At 68.3% G+C, this 17345-nt stretch carries 19 protein-coding genes; 14 read left to right on the top strand and 5 right to left on the bottom strand.

Going from position 1 to position 17345, the window contains the following annotated elements:
* Positions 1-81: 81 nt before the first annotated feature.
* From phnC to CNE_RS24245, 5 genes are all read left to right on the top strand, one after another.
* Positions 82-936: a phosphonate ABC transporter ATP-binding protein gene (phnC, locus tag CNE_RS24265; protein ID WP_013952927.1), complete on the top strand. Its 855-nt coding sequence runs from the start codon at positions 82-84 to the stop codon at positions 934-936.
* Between the two features lie 55 nt (positions 937-991).
* Complete coding sequence (gene phnD / locus CNE_RS24260) at positions 992-1984, top strand: phosphonate ABC transporter substrate-binding protein (protein WP_013952926.1); 993 nt, start codon at positions 992-994, stop codon at positions 1982-1984.
* A gap of 81 nt (positions 1985-2065) precedes the next feature.
* Positions 2066-2878 carry a phosphonate ABC transporter, permease protein PhnE gene (phnE, locus tag CNE_RS24255; protein WP_013952925.1) on the top strand — a complete coding sequence of 271 codons (813 nt, stop codon included), beginning with the start codon at positions 2066-2068 and terminating at the stop codon, positions 2876-2878.
* A 4-nt stretch (positions 2879-2882) separates the two neighbouring features.
* Positions 2883-3419 carry a phosphonate degradation HD-domain oxygenase gene (locus tag CNE_RS24250; protein WP_013952924.1) on the top strand — a complete coding sequence of 179 codons (537 nt, stop codon included), beginning with the start codon at positions 2883-2885 and terminating at the stop codon, positions 3417-3419.
* Positions 3416-3880, top strand: a complete 465-nt coding sequence (locus CNE_RS24245; RefSeq protein WP_013952923.1) for a GNAT family N-acetyltransferase — start codon at positions 3416-3418, stop codon at positions 3878-3880. Before CNE_RS24250 ends, CNE_RS24245 begins: the two co-directional genes overlap by 4 nt.
* A gap of 41 nt (positions 3881-3921) precedes the next feature.
* On the opposite strand, the gene phnN is transcribed toward CNE_RS24245, so the two are convergent.
* The 3 genes from phnN to phnF form a co-directional block, all read right to left on the bottom strand.
* Positions 3922-4512 carry a phosphonate metabolism protein/1,5-bisphosphokinase (PRPP-forming) PhnN gene (gene phnN / locus CNE_RS24240; RefSeq protein ID WP_013952922.1) on the bottom strand — a complete coding sequence of 197 codons (591 nt, stop codon included), beginning with the start codon at positions 4510-4512 and terminating at the stop codon, positions 3922-3924.
* On the bottom strand, positions 4509-5234 hold the full coding sequence (locus tag CNE_RS24235) for a DUF1045 domain-containing protein (RefSeq protein WP_013952921.1): 726 nt from the start codon (positions 5232-5234) through the stop codon (positions 4509-4511). Before CNE_RS24235 ends, phnN begins: the two co-directional genes overlap by 4 nt.
* A gap of 129 nt (positions 5235-5363) precedes the next feature.
* Positions 5364-6098, bottom strand: a complete 735-nt coding sequence (gene phnF / locus CNE_RS24230; protein ID WP_041228631.1) for a phosphonate metabolism transcriptional regulator PhnF — start codon at positions 6096-6098, stop codon at positions 5364-5366.
* A gap of 178 nt (positions 6099-6276) precedes the next feature.
* Here phnF and phnG point away from each other — a divergent pair, with 178 nt between their 5' ends.
* The 7 genes from phnG to CNE_RS24195 are packed head-to-tail and all read left to right on the top strand — an operon-like array spanning position 6277 to position 12152.
* Positions 6277-6762 (top strand): phosphonate C-P lyase system protein PhnG, encoded by a 486-nt coding sequence (gene phnG, locus CNE_RS24225; RefSeq protein ID WP_041228630.1) that lies wholly within the window; start codon positions 6277-6279, stop codon positions 6760-6762.
* A gap of 1 nt (position 6763) precedes the next feature.
* Entirely contained in the window at positions 6764-7381 is a 618-nt protein-coding gene (gene phnH, locus CNE_RS24220) for a phosphonate C-P lyase system protein PhnH (RefSeq protein ID WP_013952918.1), read from the top strand.
* A gap of 1 nt (position 7382) precedes the next feature.
* Positions 7383-8507 carry a carbon-phosphorus lyase complex subunit PhnI gene (locus CNE_RS24215; protein WP_013952917.1) on the top strand — a complete coding sequence of 375 codons (1125 nt, stop codon included), beginning with the start codon at positions 7383-7385 and terminating at the stop codon, positions 8505-8507.
* Positions 8504-9406 carry an alpha-D-ribose 1-methylphosphonate 5-phosphate C-P-lyase PhnJ gene (locus CNE_RS24210; RefSeq protein ID WP_013952916.1) on the top strand — a complete coding sequence of 301 codons (903 nt, stop codon included), beginning with the start codon at positions 8504-8506 and terminating at the stop codon, positions 9404-9406. Before CNE_RS24215 ends, CNE_RS24210 begins: the two co-directional genes overlap by 4 nt.
* Positions 9403-10179: a phosphonate C-P lyase system protein PhnK gene (phnK, locus tag CNE_RS24205; protein ID WP_013952915.1), complete on the top strand. Its 777-nt coding sequence runs from the start codon at positions 9403-9405 to the stop codon at positions 10177-10179. Before CNE_RS24210 ends, phnK begins: the two co-directional genes overlap by 4 nt.
* A gap of 5 nt (positions 10180-10184) precedes the next feature.
* On the top strand, positions 10185-10910 hold the full coding sequence (phnL, locus tag CNE_RS24200; protein WP_013952914.1) for a phosphonate C-P lyase system protein PhnL: 726 nt from the start codon (positions 10185-10187) through the stop codon (positions 10908-10910).
* Between the two features lie 24 nt (positions 10911-10934).
* On the top strand, positions 10935-12152 hold the full coding sequence (locus tag CNE_RS24195; RefSeq protein WP_013952913.1) for an alpha-D-ribose 1-methylphosphonate 5-triphosphate diphosphatase: 1218 nt from the start codon (positions 10935-10937) through the stop codon (positions 12150-12152).
* 184 nt (positions 12153-12336) lie between these two features.
* Here the strand turns inward: CNE_RS24195 and CNE_RS24190 are convergent, their stop codons facing one another.
* Positions 12337-13173: an IclR family transcriptional regulator gene (locus CNE_RS24190; RefSeq protein WP_013952912.1), complete on the bottom strand. Its 837-nt coding sequence runs from the start codon at positions 13171-13173 to the stop codon at positions 12337-12339.
* Positions 13174-13307: 134 nt separating this feature from the next.
* Here CNE_RS24190 and CNE_RS24185 point away from each other — a divergent pair, with 134 nt between their 5' ends.
* A complete protein-coding gene (locus CNE_RS24185) occupies positions 13308-14294 on the top strand; it encodes a Bug family tripartite tricarboxylate transporter substrate binding protein (RefSeq protein ID WP_013952911.1) in 987 nt (328 codons plus the stop codon).
* Between the two features lie 71 nt (positions 14295-14365).
* Entirely contained in the window at positions 14366-16708 is a 2343-nt protein-coding gene (locus tag CNE_RS24180; protein WP_013952910.1) for a cytochrome P450/oxidoreductase, read from the top strand.
* Positions 16709-16719: 11 nt separating this feature from the next.
* Here CNE_RS24180 and CNE_RS24175 read toward each other — a convergent pair whose 3' ends face one another.
* Positions 16720-17226 (bottom strand): GNAT family N-acetyltransferase, encoded by a 507-nt coding sequence (locus CNE_RS24175; protein ID WP_013952909.1) that lies wholly within the window; start codon positions 17224-17226, stop codon positions 16720-16722.
* Positions 17227-17345 lie beyond the last annotated feature (119 nt).

Here is a 17345-nt window from a genome sequence, read left to right as displayed (position 1 = left end):
TTCAGCCCCCTTCCGCTCAAGTCATCGTTCTGTCATCCGCCCCGGCCAGAATGCGCAGGTCATTCAAGTCAGGGAGTGGACATGACGCACGCAATTGAAGTCCGCGGGCTTTCCAAATCGTTCCGCGCGGACCGCAAGGCGCTTGACGATGTCACGCTGCACATCGCGCCAGGCGAGATGGTCGCCCTGCTGGGTGCATCGGGATCGGGCAAGTCCACGCTGTTGCGCCACGTTGCCGGATTCATCACGGGCGATGCCGGCGCCGGCGAAATCCTCGTCAACGGCCGCCATGTGCAGCGCAACGGCCGCCTCGCCCGCAACGTGCGCAAGGTGCGTGGCGAGATCGGGTTTGTGTTCCAGCAGTTCAACCTGGTGGGCCGTCTTCCGGTCATCACCAACGTGCTGGTCGGCATGCTGGCCCGCGTGCCCAAGTGGCGCAGCCTGCTGCGCATCTTCACGGCCGATGAAGTCCAGGGCGGGCTCGATGTGCTTGCACAAGTTGGTATAGACGACTATGCGTTTCAACGGGCCTCGACGCTGTCGGGCGGCCAGCAGCAGCGCGCCGCCATCGCCCGCACGCTGGTGCAGAACGCCAGCGTGATCCTGGCCGACGAGCCGATCGCCTCGCTCGACCCGGAATCGTCGCGCCGGGTGATGTCGCTGCTCAGGCAGATCAACCGCACGCGCAAGGTCGCGGTGCTGGTGTCGCTGCACCAGGTGGATGTGGCGATGCGCTACTGCCCCCGCGTGGTGGCGCTGCGCCACGGCAAGGTGGTCTATGACGGACCCTCTGCCGCGCTCACGCCCGGCATGCTGCGCGATCTCTACGGTACCGAAGCCGACGAGCTGCTGCACGATTCCGTGCCCGACGAAGACGTATCCACTACGGCCATGCCGGCACCGGCGATGGTCACGATGAACCTGGCGGCCGCCTGAACGGCAGCCTGTCCAGACCGCTTTCCACCCAAACCGCTTCCCACCGGAGTTGTCCATGCTTCGCAGAACCTTTCTCGCCGTCGTGGCCTCGGGCGTGGTCGCCCTGCCCGCCTTTGCGCAGGATGCCAAGAGCCTGAACATCGGCTTTATCTCGACTGAATCGTCATCGAACCTGAAGTCTGCCTGGCAGCCGCTGATCGACGATCTCAGCAAGACGCTGGGTGTACCCGTCAAGCCCTTCTTTGCGTCCGACTATGCCGGCATCATCGAAGGCATGCGCTTCAACAAGGTGCAGATCGCCTGGTTCGGCAACAAGTCGGCCATGGAGGCCGTGGACCGTGCCAGCGGCGAAGTCTTTGCATCGGTGATCGACAAGGACGGCAACCCGGGCTACTGGTCGGTGCTGATCGTCAACAAGGACAGCGACCTGAAGAGCGTCGAAGACGTGATCAAGCGCGGCAAGGATCTCAGCTACGGCGCCGGCGACCCCAATTCCACCTCTGGCACGGCCGTGCCGGGCTTCTACCTGTGGACTGCCAACAAGGTCGAGCCGAAGACGCTGTTCAAGGCCGTGCGCATCGGCAACCACGAGACCAACCTGCTGTCGGTGCTGAACAAGCAGGTGGATGTGGCGGTGAACAACACCGAGAACATGGAGCGCTATCGCATCAACACCGGCAAGAACGCCTATGACCAGGTGCGGGTGCTGTGGAAGTCGCCGCTGATCCCGGCCGATCCGATGGTCTATCGCAAGGACCTGCCGCCGGAGATGAAGAAGAAGATCCAGGCCTTCTTCGTCAACTACGGCAAGGGTGCCGAGGCCGCGCGTGAAAAGCAGGTGCTGGCCACCCTGACCTACCAGGGCTTCCGCACCGCCAGCGATGCGCAACTGGTGCCGATCCGCCAGATCGAGCTGGCCCGCGAGAAGGCGAAGATCGAATCGGACACCACCCTGGCCGCTGCCGACAAGGAAAAACGGCTGGCCGAAGTGAGCCGCCGCCTGGCTGAGCTGGACAAGGCCGCCGGCAACGCCACCAGCACGCAATAAGCCCCACCCCGACGAGGCCGGTGGCACCCCGCCGCCGGCCTCGCATCGCCGTCGTTCCCCCGCTTGATTCCGGATTGCCTCATGACTGTCACCGCCAGGCCCGGCCTGCCTCCCACACCCCGAAGTAACGTGCGCCCGCCGCGCACTTCCCTTGCCGTGATGCTGACCTGGGCAGTCCTGCTGGCCATGCTCGCCCTGTCCTGGCAAGGCGCCGACATGCGCCCGCTGGACCTGCTGCGCGACTCGGACAACATGGCAAAATTTGCCGCCGATTTCTTCCCGCCCGACTTCCGCGACTGGCGGCACTACCTGGACGAGATGCTCGTCACCGTGCAGATCGCGCTGTGGGGCACCGCCCTGGCCGTGGTGATGGCGGTGCCGCTGGGCCTGCTGTGCTCGGCCAATATCGTCCCGGCGTGGGCCTACCAGCCCGCACGCCGCATAATGGACGCCTGCCGCGCCATCAATGAGATGGTGTTCGCCATGCTGTTCATCGTGGCCGTAGGCCTGGGACCGTTTGCCGGCGTGCTGGCGATCTGGATCCACACCACCGGGGTGCTGGCCAAGCTGTTCGCCGAAGCCGTCGAGGCCATCGACCCGCGCCCGGTGGAAGGCGTGCGCGCCACCGGCGCCGGCCCGATCGAGGAGATCGTCTATGGCGTGATTCCGCAGGTGCTGCCGCTGTGGCTGTCGTTCGCGCTGTACCGCTTCGAGTCCAACGTGCGCTCGGCCTCGGTGGTGGGCATCGTCGGCGCCGGCGGCATCGGCACCGTGCTGTGGGAGATCATCCGCAGCTTCCAGTACGGGCAGACCTGCGCCGTGATGATCATCATCATCCTGTTCGTCTCGGCCATCGACATCATCTCCGCACAAATCCGCAAGGTACTGGTCTGACATCATGCTGAACCTGTCCCACATCGAAACGCTGTTTGCCGACCATGGCAATGCCTGGTACGGCGGCGAAGCCATCAGCCAGACCGAGCACGCGCTGCAATGCGCGCAACTGGCCGAGCAGGCCGGCGAGCCCGAGCCACTAATCGTCGCGGCCCTGCTCCATGACGTTGGCCACCTGTTGCTGGCCGAAAGCACCACCACCGACATGCGCCACCAGGAGGCCGCCGCCGATGCGCTGGCCGGGCTGTTCGGCGATGAAGTGACCGAACCCGTGCGCCTGCACGTGGCGGCCAAGCGCTACCTGTGCGCCGTCGATCCCGCGTATTCCGGCACGCTGTCGCCCGCTTCCGTGCAAAGCCTGGCGCTGCAAGGCGGCCCGTACAGCGCCGCCCAGGCCGATGCGTTCGCCGCGAGCCGCCACGCCGCCGCCGCGGTGCGCCTGCGCCGCTACGACGACCTGGCCAAGGTGGTCGACCTGGCCACGCCGCCGCTGGCGCACTATCTGGACATGGCCGCGCGTTGCGCGCGGACTGGCGCATGAACACCATGGCTGAAGCTGTACTTACCCTGCGTGAAGTGCGCGGTTCCGACGCGGAACTGCGGCACCTGTCCGCGCTGCTGGCCGCGATGGACGACGAAACGCCGCTGCCGCTGGCCACCATGCGCGAGCGCTACGCTACCATGCGCCGCTATCCGGACTACCGCTGCTACATGATGGTGGACGAGGACGAGGTGCCGCTGGGCACCTTCAGCCTGCTGGTATTCCCCGTGATGGTCCACGACGGGCGTCCCGAGGCGATTGTCGAGGCAGTGGTGGTGGCGCCGTCCGCGCGCGGCATGGGCGTCGGCAAGGCGATGATGCGCGAAGCCATGCGCCTGGCCCGTGAGGCTGGTGCGGCCAAGCTGGCGCTGTCGTCCAACGCGCGGCGCCTGCAGGCCCACCAGTTCTATCGCCGGCTCGGGTTCACCGAGCACGGCATCAGCTTCAGCATCGAACTCTGATGGCAAGGCCGTGCTGTAGGCTTCGCTTCGGCACGGGCTTATCAGCTTAATGTTGCGCTATCGGAAGTAGCCCCAACCAACCGCGCGAACGCATCCGCCGCGCTTTCCAGGGCGCCGCTATTGTCGAACTCGACCAGGCGGCACCCAGCCGGCACGGTGAATGCCTGCGCCGCGCGCGCCAGGCGCCGGGCAATCGCTTCTTCCGACTCGCGGCCACGCTGGCGCAGCCGGGTGGCCAGCACCTCCGGGCGCACGCGCACATGCACGGCGCACAGCTTCGGGTAGCGCGCCACGGCTTGCGGCAGGTACTCGCGCGAGCCATTGACGATCACGGTCAGGCCCCTGGCCAGCCACTGCTCGATCTCGATGCCGATGCCGTAATGCAGCCCGTGGCTGTGCCAGTCCAGCGCCAGGCATCCGAGCGCCTGGCGGCGCCGGAATTCATCGGGGGTGAGCGCAACGGAGGCCTCGTTGGCATCGGCCTCGCGGGTGATATAGCGATGCGCGATGACGATGCGGTCGTCCGGCCCGAGGCGCTCGCGCAACGCGCGCAGCAGCGAGTCCTTGCCGCTGCCGGACGGCCCCATCAGGTAGAACAGGCCGTGTCCGTCGGCCGCGCCATGTGCGTTCATGCGTCCAGGTACGCCGCGCCGGCGCCATCGATGGTGTTGCCGTTGAAACCGTAGTGGCGAGCAACGATAAAGTCGTCGCCCGGCGCCGGCTGCACGAATACGCTGATTCCGTCCACATGAAGCGGCGCCTGCAGCAACTTGCCGCTCGCGGCCCCCAGGCGCTCGATGGCGGCGCGCTGGGCGGCAGTATCAAGCATGCCAGTCAGCGTGATATGGAAGACGAAGGTACCGAACACGTACGGGTAGCCCCATGCGTCGAGCATGCGGCGCTCTTCGTCGCTCAACTGGTCCGGTTTGCGCCGGCCGAGTTCTTCGGCCGTGGGCGGAGCGCGGAAGCGCTCGAATGCCAGTACGCATGTATCGGCCAGCGCCTGCATCGGGGGGGATCCGCCATCGGCCAGGCACCATGCCACAAAACCCCGCAGCGCACGCAGCGCCAGCGGCGCGTCGAATGCCTCGCAGCCACGCACAAAGTCCCGTGCAGCGGCGTCGAGCATCGGGCCGTTGGTGCCCTGCGCAAGCCGGAATGGCGGCTTCAGCGTGGCATGCAGGCCGTAGTGAGCCGGGATCTGGACCCACTCCGCGGGCGGCGGCGCCATGCCCGCCGGGGCGGGCAGCGCGGTGCCGGTATCGGCGTCGCGGCCCAGCCACTGGCTGCCAAATGTGCGGAAGGGATCGGAGGGCGCCAGGTAGATGGCGTAACGGTGCGCTGGCAAGGTCATGCGGCAAGGTTACCAGCGGCGCCAAACGCCCGGCGGCGGCGACTGCCCTGGTTTGTGGTCTGGACCGCAGACACGTTAGCGCAGGCAGATGACAGCCGGATGTCTAGACCAATGCCACGGCGCTCCGCCTCAATCACTGTCGGAAACCGTCAGCTGCACCCAGTCCCCGGCAAAGCGCACCACGCTGTACTGCACCGGCGCCCCGTCGATATCAACGTTCAGCGCCTCCACCTGCAGCACCGGGCGCGTCTTCGGCTGGTTCAGCAGCCGCGCCACCGGGGCGCTGGGCATGGCCGCCGTGATGCGCGACCACTTGCGCGTGTAGTCGGCAATGCCGAAATGCGCCAGCGCGCGCGACACGGATTGCCTGGCGCGCAGCACCTCGTCGATACCCGGGAAGCGCTTGAGGTCGAAGTAATGCTCGGCAACGTCGATGGTGCGCGCTTCGGTCTTGCCGATCATCTGCACGTGCAGGATCTCCGCCGTGCGCGCCAGGCCCAGTTGCTTTGCCACTTCCGGCGCGCGCACCACCTGGCTGTCGATGATCTCGGTATGCCCCCGCATGCCCTGCGCGGCCAGGTTTTGCGAGAAGCGCGTGCGGCGCCCGATCGCGTAGTCGATCGCATGCTCCTGCACGAAGGTGCCGCGGCCCTGCTCGATCCGCACCAGCCCGCTCAGCTCCAGCTCGCCCATGGCGCGGCGGATGGTGTGGCGGTTGACCGCGAAGCGCGTGGCCAGTTCAGGCTCAGGGGGCAGCTGTTCGCCGGGCAGGTACAGCTTCTTGCGGATGTCGTCCGCCAGCGCCTCGCCAATCTGGCGCCATACCGCCACGCCGGAACCCCGTTCCACTTCTCGATCAGACATCTCGCGCTGCCCTCTTGTCATCAAGCGTTCACCATTGCCATGCGATTGTGCCTCAACCGCGCCGCGATGGCCGGGTGCCCGAGCAATGCCCCGCCCCGTCATGAAACGTTCATCTGCCTGTGGTCTAGTAGCTGCGTGTTCAAGCAGTGACATCTAAACGTATAGACGTATAGGGGTGATGATGCAAAGCGAAACCGCGCAGGCCCATGCCGCCCGCGCCGCCTGGCTCCGGATCCTGGCTACGGCGCCCACCGACGCGCTCGACGGTGCTTACCAGCGGCTTGGCCAGGCGCAAGCCCTGCCGGCCTACCGGCTGCTGCGCAAGCCGGAGTCCGGCATGGCCATGGTCCGGGCGCGCGCGGGCGGCACCGGCCCCCAGTTCAACCTGGGGGAAATCACGGTCACGCGCTGCGCGGTCGTGCTGGAAGACGGCGCTGCCGGGGCCGCTGCAGGCGTGGCCTATATCCAGGGCCGCAGCGCCCGCCATGCCGAACAGGCCGCGGTGCTGGACGCGCTGCTGCAGCGCCCGGCCTGGCACCAGCGCGTGCAGGATCTTGTGCTGGCGCCGTTGGCAAGCACGCAGGCGGAGCGCGCCGCACACGCAGCGGCCACTGCCGCCCAGACCCGCGTCGAGTTCTTCACCATGGTCCGGGGAGAGGACTGAGATGACTGCCATGCAACCGATCCCGTCCACCCCCGCCGCCTCGCTGCTGCCGGGTTTCAACAACCCGGTCGACGACGCCCAGCAGGTCTTCCGCGCCGCGCTGCAGGCGTTTGCCCATCCGGGCCGGCTGCAAACGCTGCCCGTGGCCAGCGGCCTGCCCGACGGCCTGTCGCCTGCGCTGGCCGCGCTGCTGCTGACGCTGGCCGATCCCGATACCCCGGTCTGGCTGCCTGCCGGCGTTCCGGCCGCGGCGCGCGCGTTCCTGCGCTTCCATTGCGGCTGCCCGCTGACCGACGATGTCGGCGCCGCGGCCTTTGTCTGCGTGCCCGCCGGATATGCCATGCCGGCACTGGCGGACTGCGCGCAAGGCGACCCGGCCTTCCCCGACCGCTCGGCCACGCTGCTGATGGAGGTGGCCTCGCTTGCCGATGGCGACACCCTCACGCTGCACGGCCCCGGCATCGAAACCACGCAGGTGCTGCGCGTGGCCGACCTGCCCGCGGACTTCCGCGCCGGCTGGCGCGCCAACAACGCCGGCTTCCCGCTCGGCGTGGACCTGCTGCTGGCCAGCGGCGACCGATTCTGCGCCTTGACGCGCACCACGCTGGTGGAGGACTGACATGTACGTAGCCGTCAAAGGTGGCGAGCGCGCCATCCTCAATTCCTACCGGATGCTCGATGCCTACCGCCGCGGCGATACCGCGGTGCCGGAACTTACGCTGGCGCAGATCCGCGAACAGATGCCGCTGGCGGTGTCGCGCGTCATGGCAGAGGGCTCGCTGTACGACCCGCACCTGGGCGCGCTGGCCCTGAAACAGGCCGCCGGGGACCAGATCGAGGCAATCTTCCTGCTGCGTGCCTATCGCACCACGCTGGCACGCTTCGGCTACACCCATCCGGTGGATACGGGTTCGATGCGCCTGCAGCGGCGGATCTCGTCCACGTTCAAGGACGTGCCGGGCGGCCAGGTGCTGGGGCCGACCTACGACTACACCCAGCGCCTGCTGGATTTCACGCTCGAAGCAGGCCGCGACCCCGAGCCGCTGCCGCCCTCGCCCGAACCCCTCGCCGCCAGCATGCCGCGCGTGACCGGCCTGCTGGAAGCGGATGAACTGGTCGAAGCCGACCAGATCCCCGCGGGCGACCCCACGCCGCCCGACCTGACGCGCGAGCCGCTGGCCTTCCCCGCCAACCGCGCCGCGCGCCTGCAGAACCTGGCGCGCGCCGATGAGGGTTTCCTGCTGTCGATGGGCTATTCCACCCAGCGCGGCTACGGCAACTCGCACCCGTTCGCGGCCGAGATCCGCTACGGCACGGCCGAGGTCGAACTGTTCGTGGAAGAACTGGGCTTCGCGGTCACTATCGGCGAGATCGAGCTGACAGAATGCCAGATGGTGAGCCAGTTCGCCGGCAATGCCGACGAAGCCCCGCGGTTCACGCGCGGCTACGGGCTGGTGTTCGGCTACAACGAGCGCAAGGCCATGTCGATGGCGCTGGCCGACCGCGCCATGCGCGCCGAAGAGCTCGGCGAAGCCGCCGACGCCCCGGCCAACGATATCGAATTCATGCTGTACCACAGTGACAACGTCGAGGCCTCCGGGTTCGTGCAGCACCTGAAGCTGCCCCACTACGTGGACTTCCAGGCCAACCTGGAACTGCTGCGCCGGCTGCGCGCGGAACAGGATGGCGCCGTGACCGCTACCGTCCAGGCGCAACCGCAGCCGCAAGAGGAGACCCTGGCATGAACACGGCCGACACCACCATGGCAACGGGCATTGCCCGCGACGACCACTACAACTTCGGCTACCTGGACGAGTCGACCAAGCGCATGCTGCGCCGCGCGCTGCTCAAGGCCGTGGCGATTCCCGGCTACCAGGTGCCCTTCGGCAGCCGCGAGATGCCGCTGCCTTACGGCTGGGGCACGGGCGGCATCCAGGTGACGGCCGCCATCATCGGCAAGGATGACGTGCTCAAGGTGATCGACCAAGGCTCGGACGACACCACCAATGCCATCAATATCCGCCGCTTCTTCGGCCGCGTCACCGGCGTGCAGACCACCGAGCGCACTGCCGAGGCCAGCATCATCCAGACCCGTCACCGGATTCCGGAAACGCCGCTGCGCGCTGGCCAGACCATGGTGTTCCAGGTGCCCATCCCCGAGCCGCTGCGCTGGCTGGAACCGAGCGAGGGCGAGACTCGCACCATGCACGCACTGGCCGAATACGGCGCGATGCACGTCAAGCTGTATGAGGACATCGCCCATCACGGCCATATCGCCACCACCTACGACTACCCCGTGATCGTCAACCAGCGCTACATGATGCGGCCGTCGCCGATCCCCAAGTTCGACAATCCCAAGCTCGACCGCAGCCCCGCGCTGATGCTGTTCGGCGCCGGGCGCGAGAAGCGCGTCTATGCCGTGCCGCCGTACACCGCGGTCAGGAGCCTGGACTTCGCCGACCATCCCTTCACGGTGGAAAAGTGGTCCAGTTGCTGCGCCCAGTGCGGCGCCACCGACAGCTACCTGGACGAGATCATCACCGACGACGCCGGCACGCGCCTGTTCGTGTGCTCGGACACCGAGTACTGCGCCGACCGCCAGGCGGCCCAGGCCGTCAAGGCCGCTGCCGGAGGTGCCCGATGAGCGCCACTCCGCTGCTATCGGTGCGCAACCTGACGCGCACCTGGGAGGGCCTGCACGGCTGCCATGACGTCAGCTTCGACCTGTACCCGGGCGAGGTGCTGTGCGTGGTGGGCGAATCGGGCTCCGGCAAGAGCACGCTGCTGCAGGCCTTGTCGATGCAGGCGCCGGCGCAGCGCGGCAGCGTGAGCTACGACATGCGCGAGTCAGGCCTGACCGACCTGGCCACGCTGTCCAGCGCGCGCTTGCGGCTGCTGGCCCGCACTGACTGGGGCTTCGTGCGCCAGCATGCGCGCGATGGCCTGCGCATGCAGGTCAGCGCCGGTGCCAATATCGCCGAGCGCCTGATGGCCGTGGGCGAGCGCCACTACGGCAACCTGCGCGAGCTCGCCGGCAACTGGCTGGAGAAGATGGAAATCGACCTGGCCCGCTTGGACGACGTTCCCGGCACCTTCTCCGGGGGCATGCAGCAGCGTTTGCAGATCGCGCGCAACCTGGTCACGCACCCGCGCCTGGTGTTCATGGACGAGCCCACGGCGTCATTGGACGTGTCGGTGCAGGCCCGCTTGCTCGATCTGCTGCGCCGCCTGGTGGCAGACCTGGGCCTCGCCGCCGTGCTGGTCACGCACGACCTGGCCGTGGCGCGCCTGCTCGCACACCGCACGCTGGTCATGCAGGGCGGCCGCGTGGTGGAGCAAGGCCTGACCGACCAGATCCTCGACGACCCGCAGCACCCGTACACGCAGTTGCTGGTCTCTTCCATCCTGCAGGGCTGACGACGATGCACGCAGAATACCCACAGAAACTGGTCGAGGTTCGCGGCCTCGGCAAGATGTTTACGCTGCACAACCAGGGCGGCATCCGCCTGCCGGTGCTGCGCGCGATGGATTTCGATGCCGCCCGCGGCGAATGCCTGGTGCTGTCGGGGCCGTCCGGCACCGGCAAGAGCACCCTCCTGCGCTGCCTGTACGGCAACTACCTGGCCACCGAAGGCAGCATCCGCCTGCGCGATACCAGCGCCGAGGGCGAGCCGTGGGTCGAGCTGACCCATGCCCCCGAGCAACGCGTGCTGAAGCTGCGCCGCGACGTGATCGGCTATGTCAGCCAGTTCCTGCGCGCGATTCCCCGCGTCGGCGCGCTCGACGTGGTGGCCGATCCGCTGCAGCAGCGCGGCGCCAGCCATGAGGAAGCGCGTGCCCGCGCGGCAGAGCTGCTGGCACGGCTGAACCTGCCGCGCCGGCTGTGGGATTTGCCGCCGGCCACTTTCTCCGGTGGCGAGCAGCAGCGCGTGAACATCGCGCGCGGCCTGATCGGCGGCCACCCGATCCTGCTGCTGGACGAGCCCACCGCCTCGCTGGACGCCGACAACCGCACCGTGGTGGTCGACCTGATCCGCGAGGCCCTGACCGAAGGCCGCGCGCTGATCGGCATCTTCCACGACGAAGCCGTGCGCGATGCCGTGGCCACGCGCCTGCTGCCGCTGCAACCCGCTACCGCCCTTGCCTGATTTGATCCCAGAACGGAGCCGGACATGTCTGCTACCTACCTGACGCACGCCACCCTGGTGCTGCCGGACCGCGTGCTGCACGACAGCGCGCTGCTGATCGAAGATGGCCGCATCGCCGCCATCGAACCGGCACCCGCCGCGGTGCCCGCCCACGCCGCCGTGATCGACCTGCATGGCCACACGGTGATGCCGGGCCTGGTCGACGTGCATTGCGACGCCATCGAGAAGGAAGTCGAACCGCGCGCCAGCGTGCTGTTCCCGCTGGACTTTGCCGTGGCCCAGGTCGACCGCCGCAATGCCGCGGCCGGCATTACCACGCCGTACCACGCGCTGTCGTTCGCCGGCAACCAGTTCGGCGTGCGCAATGTCGATACCGCGGCCACGCTGGTGCGCACCCTGGCCGCGTATCGCCGCCACAGCCTGGTCGACAACCGCATCCATTGCCGCTACGAAGTCACCGATTCCAGCGCCGTGCCGGTGCTGGAAGCCCTGATGGCCGAAGGCGTGGTCGACCTGCTGTCCGTCATGGACCACTCGCCGGGCCAGGGCCAGTTCAAGACCATGGATGCCTACCTGGCCTACATGATGGGCAACCACGGCATGAGCCGCGAGGAAGCCGCCGATGCGGCCCACAAGAAGGCCGCCGCGCTGGAAGGCGCCCATGAGCGCGTCAACCGGCTGGTGGCCAGGGCGCACGCGCTGGGCATCCCTACCGCCAGCCATGACGACGATTCACCGCAGCGCATCGCCGCCATGCACGCGCTGGGCGTGCGCATGAGCGAGTTCCCGATCAACCTGGAAACCGCGCAAGCCGCGTGCGCCCAGGCGCTGCCGACCATCCTGGGCGCGCCCAACGTGCTGCGCGGCAAGAGCCAGAGCGGCTCGATGCGCGCCATCGACGCCATCCACGCCGGGGTCGGCACCATCCTGTGTTCGGACTACCAGCCGTCCACGCTGATCGCGGCCGCGTATGCCGCCGCGCGCCTGGCCGACCTGCCGCTGAACCAGGCGCTGGCGCTGGTCACCGCCAATCCCGCCGAGGCCTGCCTGCTGGACGACCGCGGGCGCCTGGCGCCGGGGCTGCGCGCGGACGTCATCGCCGTGTCCGGCGTGGCAGGCCAGCCGATGGTCACGCATACCTGGTCCGGCGGGCGGCTGGTGTTTGCGGCGGGGTATCCGTCGGTGCGGCACGTTGGCGACGCCGCCATGCCGCGCGAAACCGCGCTGCGCGAGGTGGCATAAGGAGGATTGGCGGGATTCGTAAAATTCCGCTGCGCCTCCGCCAGGCTGCTGATTTGAACAGGAAATCGAGCGCAACCTCGGTCAGCGCTTGGACGAGCCGGCGCCGGTCAGGCCGGCAACACTGTAGCGCTGGCTTGGCCGTTCGCTGCTGGCCGATGGCGGCTTCACCGGCTGAGGGACCGGATCAGGCCCCGGGGTTGAACCCCAGCGCCGTGCTGACCGCGCGCGCCTCGCGCCGGACGGCGCTGCCGATGGGCCCGTCGATGGCGGGATCAAAACCGCCGGTGGCGCCCAGCGCCGTCAGCACCGCGCAGACGCGCCCGGTGTAGTCGCGCACCGGCGCCGCCACGGCGCTGATGCCGGTCAGGTTGGTGTCGCGCACCCAGGCGCAGTCGTCGGCCTGCACCGCGCGCCGCAGCGCGCCGATGGGGTCCCTGGCATCGAGCAACGCCAGCCGCGCCGCGCTGGCCGTGGCCAGTTCTTCTTCGGCCTGGGCATGCACGCGCTTTTCATCGAGCAGCCCCAGGAACACGCGCCCGGTGGCCGACCACAGCAATGGCATCACCGAACCCGCGCGCACGTTCACCGTCACCGGCAAACCCGGTTCCTCAAAGCGCATGATGGTCGGCCCCTTGTTGCCCATCACCGCGACAAAGCAGGTCACTTCCAGTGTTTCGCGCAGGCGCACCAGCGAGGCTTCGGCCAGCCGGATCGGGTCGGCCTGCCGCATCGCCGCCATGCCGATCTGCAGCGCCTCGAAGCCCAGATGGTATTGCTGCGTGCCCGCCTCCTGCGCCACTAGCCCCTCTTCCACCAGGCTGACCAAGTAGCGGTGCACCTTGGCCGGGCTTTCGTCGATATGCGCGGCCAGCGCGGTCAGGCTGGCGCGTCCGCCCAGCCGGGCCAGTCCCTTGAGCACCGCCATGCCGGTGACGGCCGATTGCACGCGCTGGCGGCGTTCGCGCGTGCGGGGTGCGTCGGCGGGTTCGATGGGAGGTTGGGCAGCTTTCGGTCGGGGCATGGCGGGAAGGTCCGGCAAACGGAGGTCATTTCAAGGTTAACCCGCATTTAATCATTACGCAATGCGTATATGATTTACGCAAAATAGAAACACCGGTGCTGTACACCGGGCTGACCAACAAGGAGACAAGCCCCATGCCCCGCCCCCACTTCAAGCGCCTGGCCATTGGCGCCCTGGCGCTGCCGATGCTGGCCGCCATCCCCGCGCACGCCGCCGAAGCCTACCCCGCCAAGCCGATCCGCTGGATCGTCCCCTACGCCGCCGGCGGCGGTTCGGACTTCCTCGCGCGCACCATCAGCCAGGGGCTGTCGGCCAAGGTCGCCCAGCCGGTGGTGGTGGACAACAAGCCGGGCGGCAATACCGCCATCGGCGCGGCCGAGACGGCGCGCTCGGCCGCCGACGGCTATACCGTGCTGTCGGCCGACAACGGCACACTGGTGTTCAACCCCGTGCTGTACAAATCGCTCTCCTACAACCCTGGCAAGGACCTGGCTCCGGTGACGCTGCTGGGCCGCTTCCCGATGATCCTGGTGGTGGGCGCGACCAGCCCGGTCAAGAGCGCCAAGGAGTTCATCGCGCAGACCAAGGCCACCCAGGGCGGCATCAACTACGGCTCGGCAGGCGCGGGCAGCCCGCACCACCTGGCGATGGAGCTGCTGAAGGTGGAAGCCGGCCTGTCGATGACGCATGCCCCCTACCGCGGCGCCGCGCCGGCGCTGTCGGACGTGGCCGCCGGGCAGGTGGTGGCGATGATGGTGGACTACGCCGCCGGCGCCGGCTTTATCAAGGGCGGCAAGGTCCGGCCGCTGGCGGTGGCCAATGCCACCCGGCTGCCGCAGTTGCCTGACGTGCCGACCTTTGCCGAGCTGGGCTACCCGCGCGTGGAAGCTGCCGCGCTGGTGGGCATGGTGGTGCCGGCCGGCACGCCGCCGGAGGTGGTCAACACGCTGAACAAGGACGTGGTCGCGGCAATCCGTGAGCCCGCTGTCAACAAGCGGCTGGTGGAATTCGGCGTAGAGCCGGTCGGCAACTCGCCGGCGCAGTTCAGCGAGCTGCTGCGCAGCGAGTCCACCCGCTGGACCAAACTGATCCGCGACCTGAAGATCACGCTGGACAACTGAGTCCGGCGGCAACACCGAATGGCCGTCCGGCCCTGACCGGACGGCCCTGTTTTTCGCCAGGAGTACGCAGTATGGCCAAGCCCTCCCCCAGCGCCGCGCGCAGCGGCTGCCCGATCGACCACAGCGCCTTGACCGCGCCCAACGGCTGCCCGGTCAGCCACAACGCGGCGCAATTCGATCCCTTCGGCGACGGCTACCAGCAGGACCCGCCCGAATACGTGCGCTGGTCGCGCGAGCAGGAGCCGGTGTTCTACAGCCCCTCGCTGGGCTACTGGGTGGTCACGCGCTACCAGGACATCAAGGCGATCTTCCGCGACAACCTGACCTTCAGCCCGTCGATCGCGCTGGAGAAGATCACGCCCACCGGCGACGAGGCCAATGCCGTGCTGGCCTCCTATGGCTACGCCATGAACCGCACGCTGGTCAACGAGGACGAGCCCGCCCACATGCCGCGCCGGCGCGCGCTGATGGCACCGTTCACGCCCGCGGAACTGGCGCACCATGAGCCGCTGGTGCGCCGCCTGGCGCGCGAATATGTCGACCGCTTTATCGACGATGGCCGCGCCGACCTGGTCGACCAGATGCTGTGGGAGGTGCCGCTGACCGTGGCCCTGCATTTCCTGGGCGTGCCCGAAGAGGACATGGACCTGCTGCGCCAGTACTCCATCGCCCATACCGTCAACACCTGGGGCCGGCCGAAGCCGGAGGAGCAGGTGGCTGTGGCGCATGCCGTGGGCAACTTCTGGCAGTTGGCGGGCCGCATCCTCGACAAGATGCGCGAGGATCCGTCCGGCCCGGGCTGGATGCAGTACGGCCTGCGCAAGCAGAAGGACCTGCCCGAGGTGGTCACCGACTCCTACCTGCATTCAATGATGATGGCCGGCATCGTCGCCGCGCACGAGACCACCGCCAATGCCTCGGCCAATGCCATCAAGCTGCTGCTGCAGCATCCGGATGCGTGGCGCGAGATCTGCGACGATCCATCGCTGATCCCCAATGCGGTGGAAGAATGCCTGCGCCACAACGGCTCCGTCGCCGCATGGCGGCGGCTGGTGACGCGCGACGCCGAAGTCGGCGGCATCCGCCTGCCGGCAGGCAGCAAGCTGCTGATCGTCACGTCTTCGGCCAACCATGACGAGCGCCATTTTGCCGATGCCGATCTGTTCGACATCCGCCGCGACAACGCCAGCGAGCAGCTGACCTTTGGCTACGGCTCGCACCAGTGCATGGGCAAGAACCTGGCGCGCATGGAGATGCAGGTCTTCCTGGAAGAACTGACACGCCGGCTGCCGCATATGCGCCTGGCCGGGCAGACCTTCACCTACGTGCCTAACACCTCGTTCCGCGGCCCGGAGCACCTGCTGGTGGAATGGGACCCGGCGCAGAACCCTGAGCGCCGCGACCCGGCGTTGCTCAGCGTGCACCAGCCGGTGCGCATCGGCGAGCCGTCCGCCCACACCATCGCCCGCACGGTGGTGGTCGAGTGCGTCACGCCCGCCGCCGACGGCGTGGTCCGGCTGCGGCTGGCGGCGCCTGACGGCAAGCCGCTGCCGCGTTGGGCGCCGGGCTCGCATATCGACGTGGAATGCGGCGATACCGGGCTGTCGCGCCAGTATTCGCTGTGCGGCGATCCGGACGACGCCGCGGCGCTGGAGATTGCGGTGCTGCGCGACCCCGACAGCCGCGGCGGCTCGGCCTGGGTGCATGGCAGCGTCCAGGCCGGCGACCGCCTGCGCATTCGCGGGCCGCGCAATCACTTCCGTTTCGATGAAGGCTGCAAGCGCGCCATCTTTATCGCCGGCGGCATCGGCATCACGCCGGTCAGCGCGATGGCGCGGCGCGCCCGTGCGCTTGGCACCGATTACGAGTTCCACTACTGCGGCCGTTCGCGCCAGGCGATGGCGATGCTGGATGAACTGCAGGCCCTGCACGGTGCGCGGCTGCAAGTCCATGCCAGCGATGAAGGCCATCGCGCCGATTTCGGCAAGCTGCTGGCGCAGCCCGACCCGCGCACCCAGATCTACGCCTGCGGCCCGCAGCGCATGCTGGATGCGCTGGCCGAGTGCTGCGCGGCGTGGCCGGAAGATGCGCTGCGCGTGGAGCACTTCGTATCGAAGCTGGGCACGCTGGATGCGTCGAAGGAGCAGCCCTTTACCGTCGAGCTGAAGGACTCCGGCCTGGTCATGGAAGTCCCGGCCGGCCAGACCCTGCTGAGCGCGCTGCGCGGCGCCAATATCGACGTGCAGAGCGATTGCGAGGAAGGCCTGTGCGGGTCCTGCGAGGTGCGCGTGCTGGCCGGCCAAGTCGACCATCGCGACGTGGTGCTCACGCGCAGCGAGCGCGAGGCCAACCAGCGCATGATGGCGTGCTGCTCGCGCGCCTGTGGCGGCGGCCGGCTGGTGCTGGAGCTCTGAACGCCCGCCCGTCAGGCGGTGGCGTTGAAGGCGTCGTGGTATTGCACGCTGCCCGCCGGATAGCCATCGTCGAACGCCAGTGCCTGGAAGTACTCGGGCGGCACGCCGTCCAGCACCAGCCCGGGCCGCGCGGCAAAGCCGAAGCGGCCGTAGTAGGCGGGATCGCCCAGCAGCACGCAGCCGGCGGCGCCAAGACGGCGCAGGTCAGCCAGCGCCGCGTGCATCAGCTGTGAGCCGATGCCCTGCCCCTGCAGGTCCGGCGCCACCGAAATCGGGCCCAGTCCGTACCAGCCGGTCGCGCCGGATGAGACCGTCACCGGCGAAATCGCCACGTGTCCCACCAGCCTGTCGCCGGCCTGTGCGACCAGCGACACCGTCAGCTGGCCGGCGCGGCGCAGCGCATTGACGACGAACGCCTCGGTGTGGCTGGTGTGCGGCGCCGTCAGGAAGGCGGCGGTGGTCAGCTGCGCGATGGCGTCGGCGTCGGACGGCGACTCTGGGCGGATCTGCACGGACATGGCGGGACTCGGGACTTCGATCAGGTCCTAGGAACCCGGATTCTACGCTCCCCGTTCGCACGCATGCCGCGGCCGCCAGGGCAAGCCACCGTTGCGCCGTAGGACAACGCCTGACAACG

The organism is Cupriavidus necator N-1, assembly GCF_000219215.1.
GTDB classification, from domain to species: Bacteria; Pseudomonadota; Gammaproteobacteria; order Burkholderiales; family Burkholderiaceae; genus Cupriavidus; species Cupriavidus necator.
This window is presented reverse-complemented; position numbering and strand designations above follow the sequence as displayed.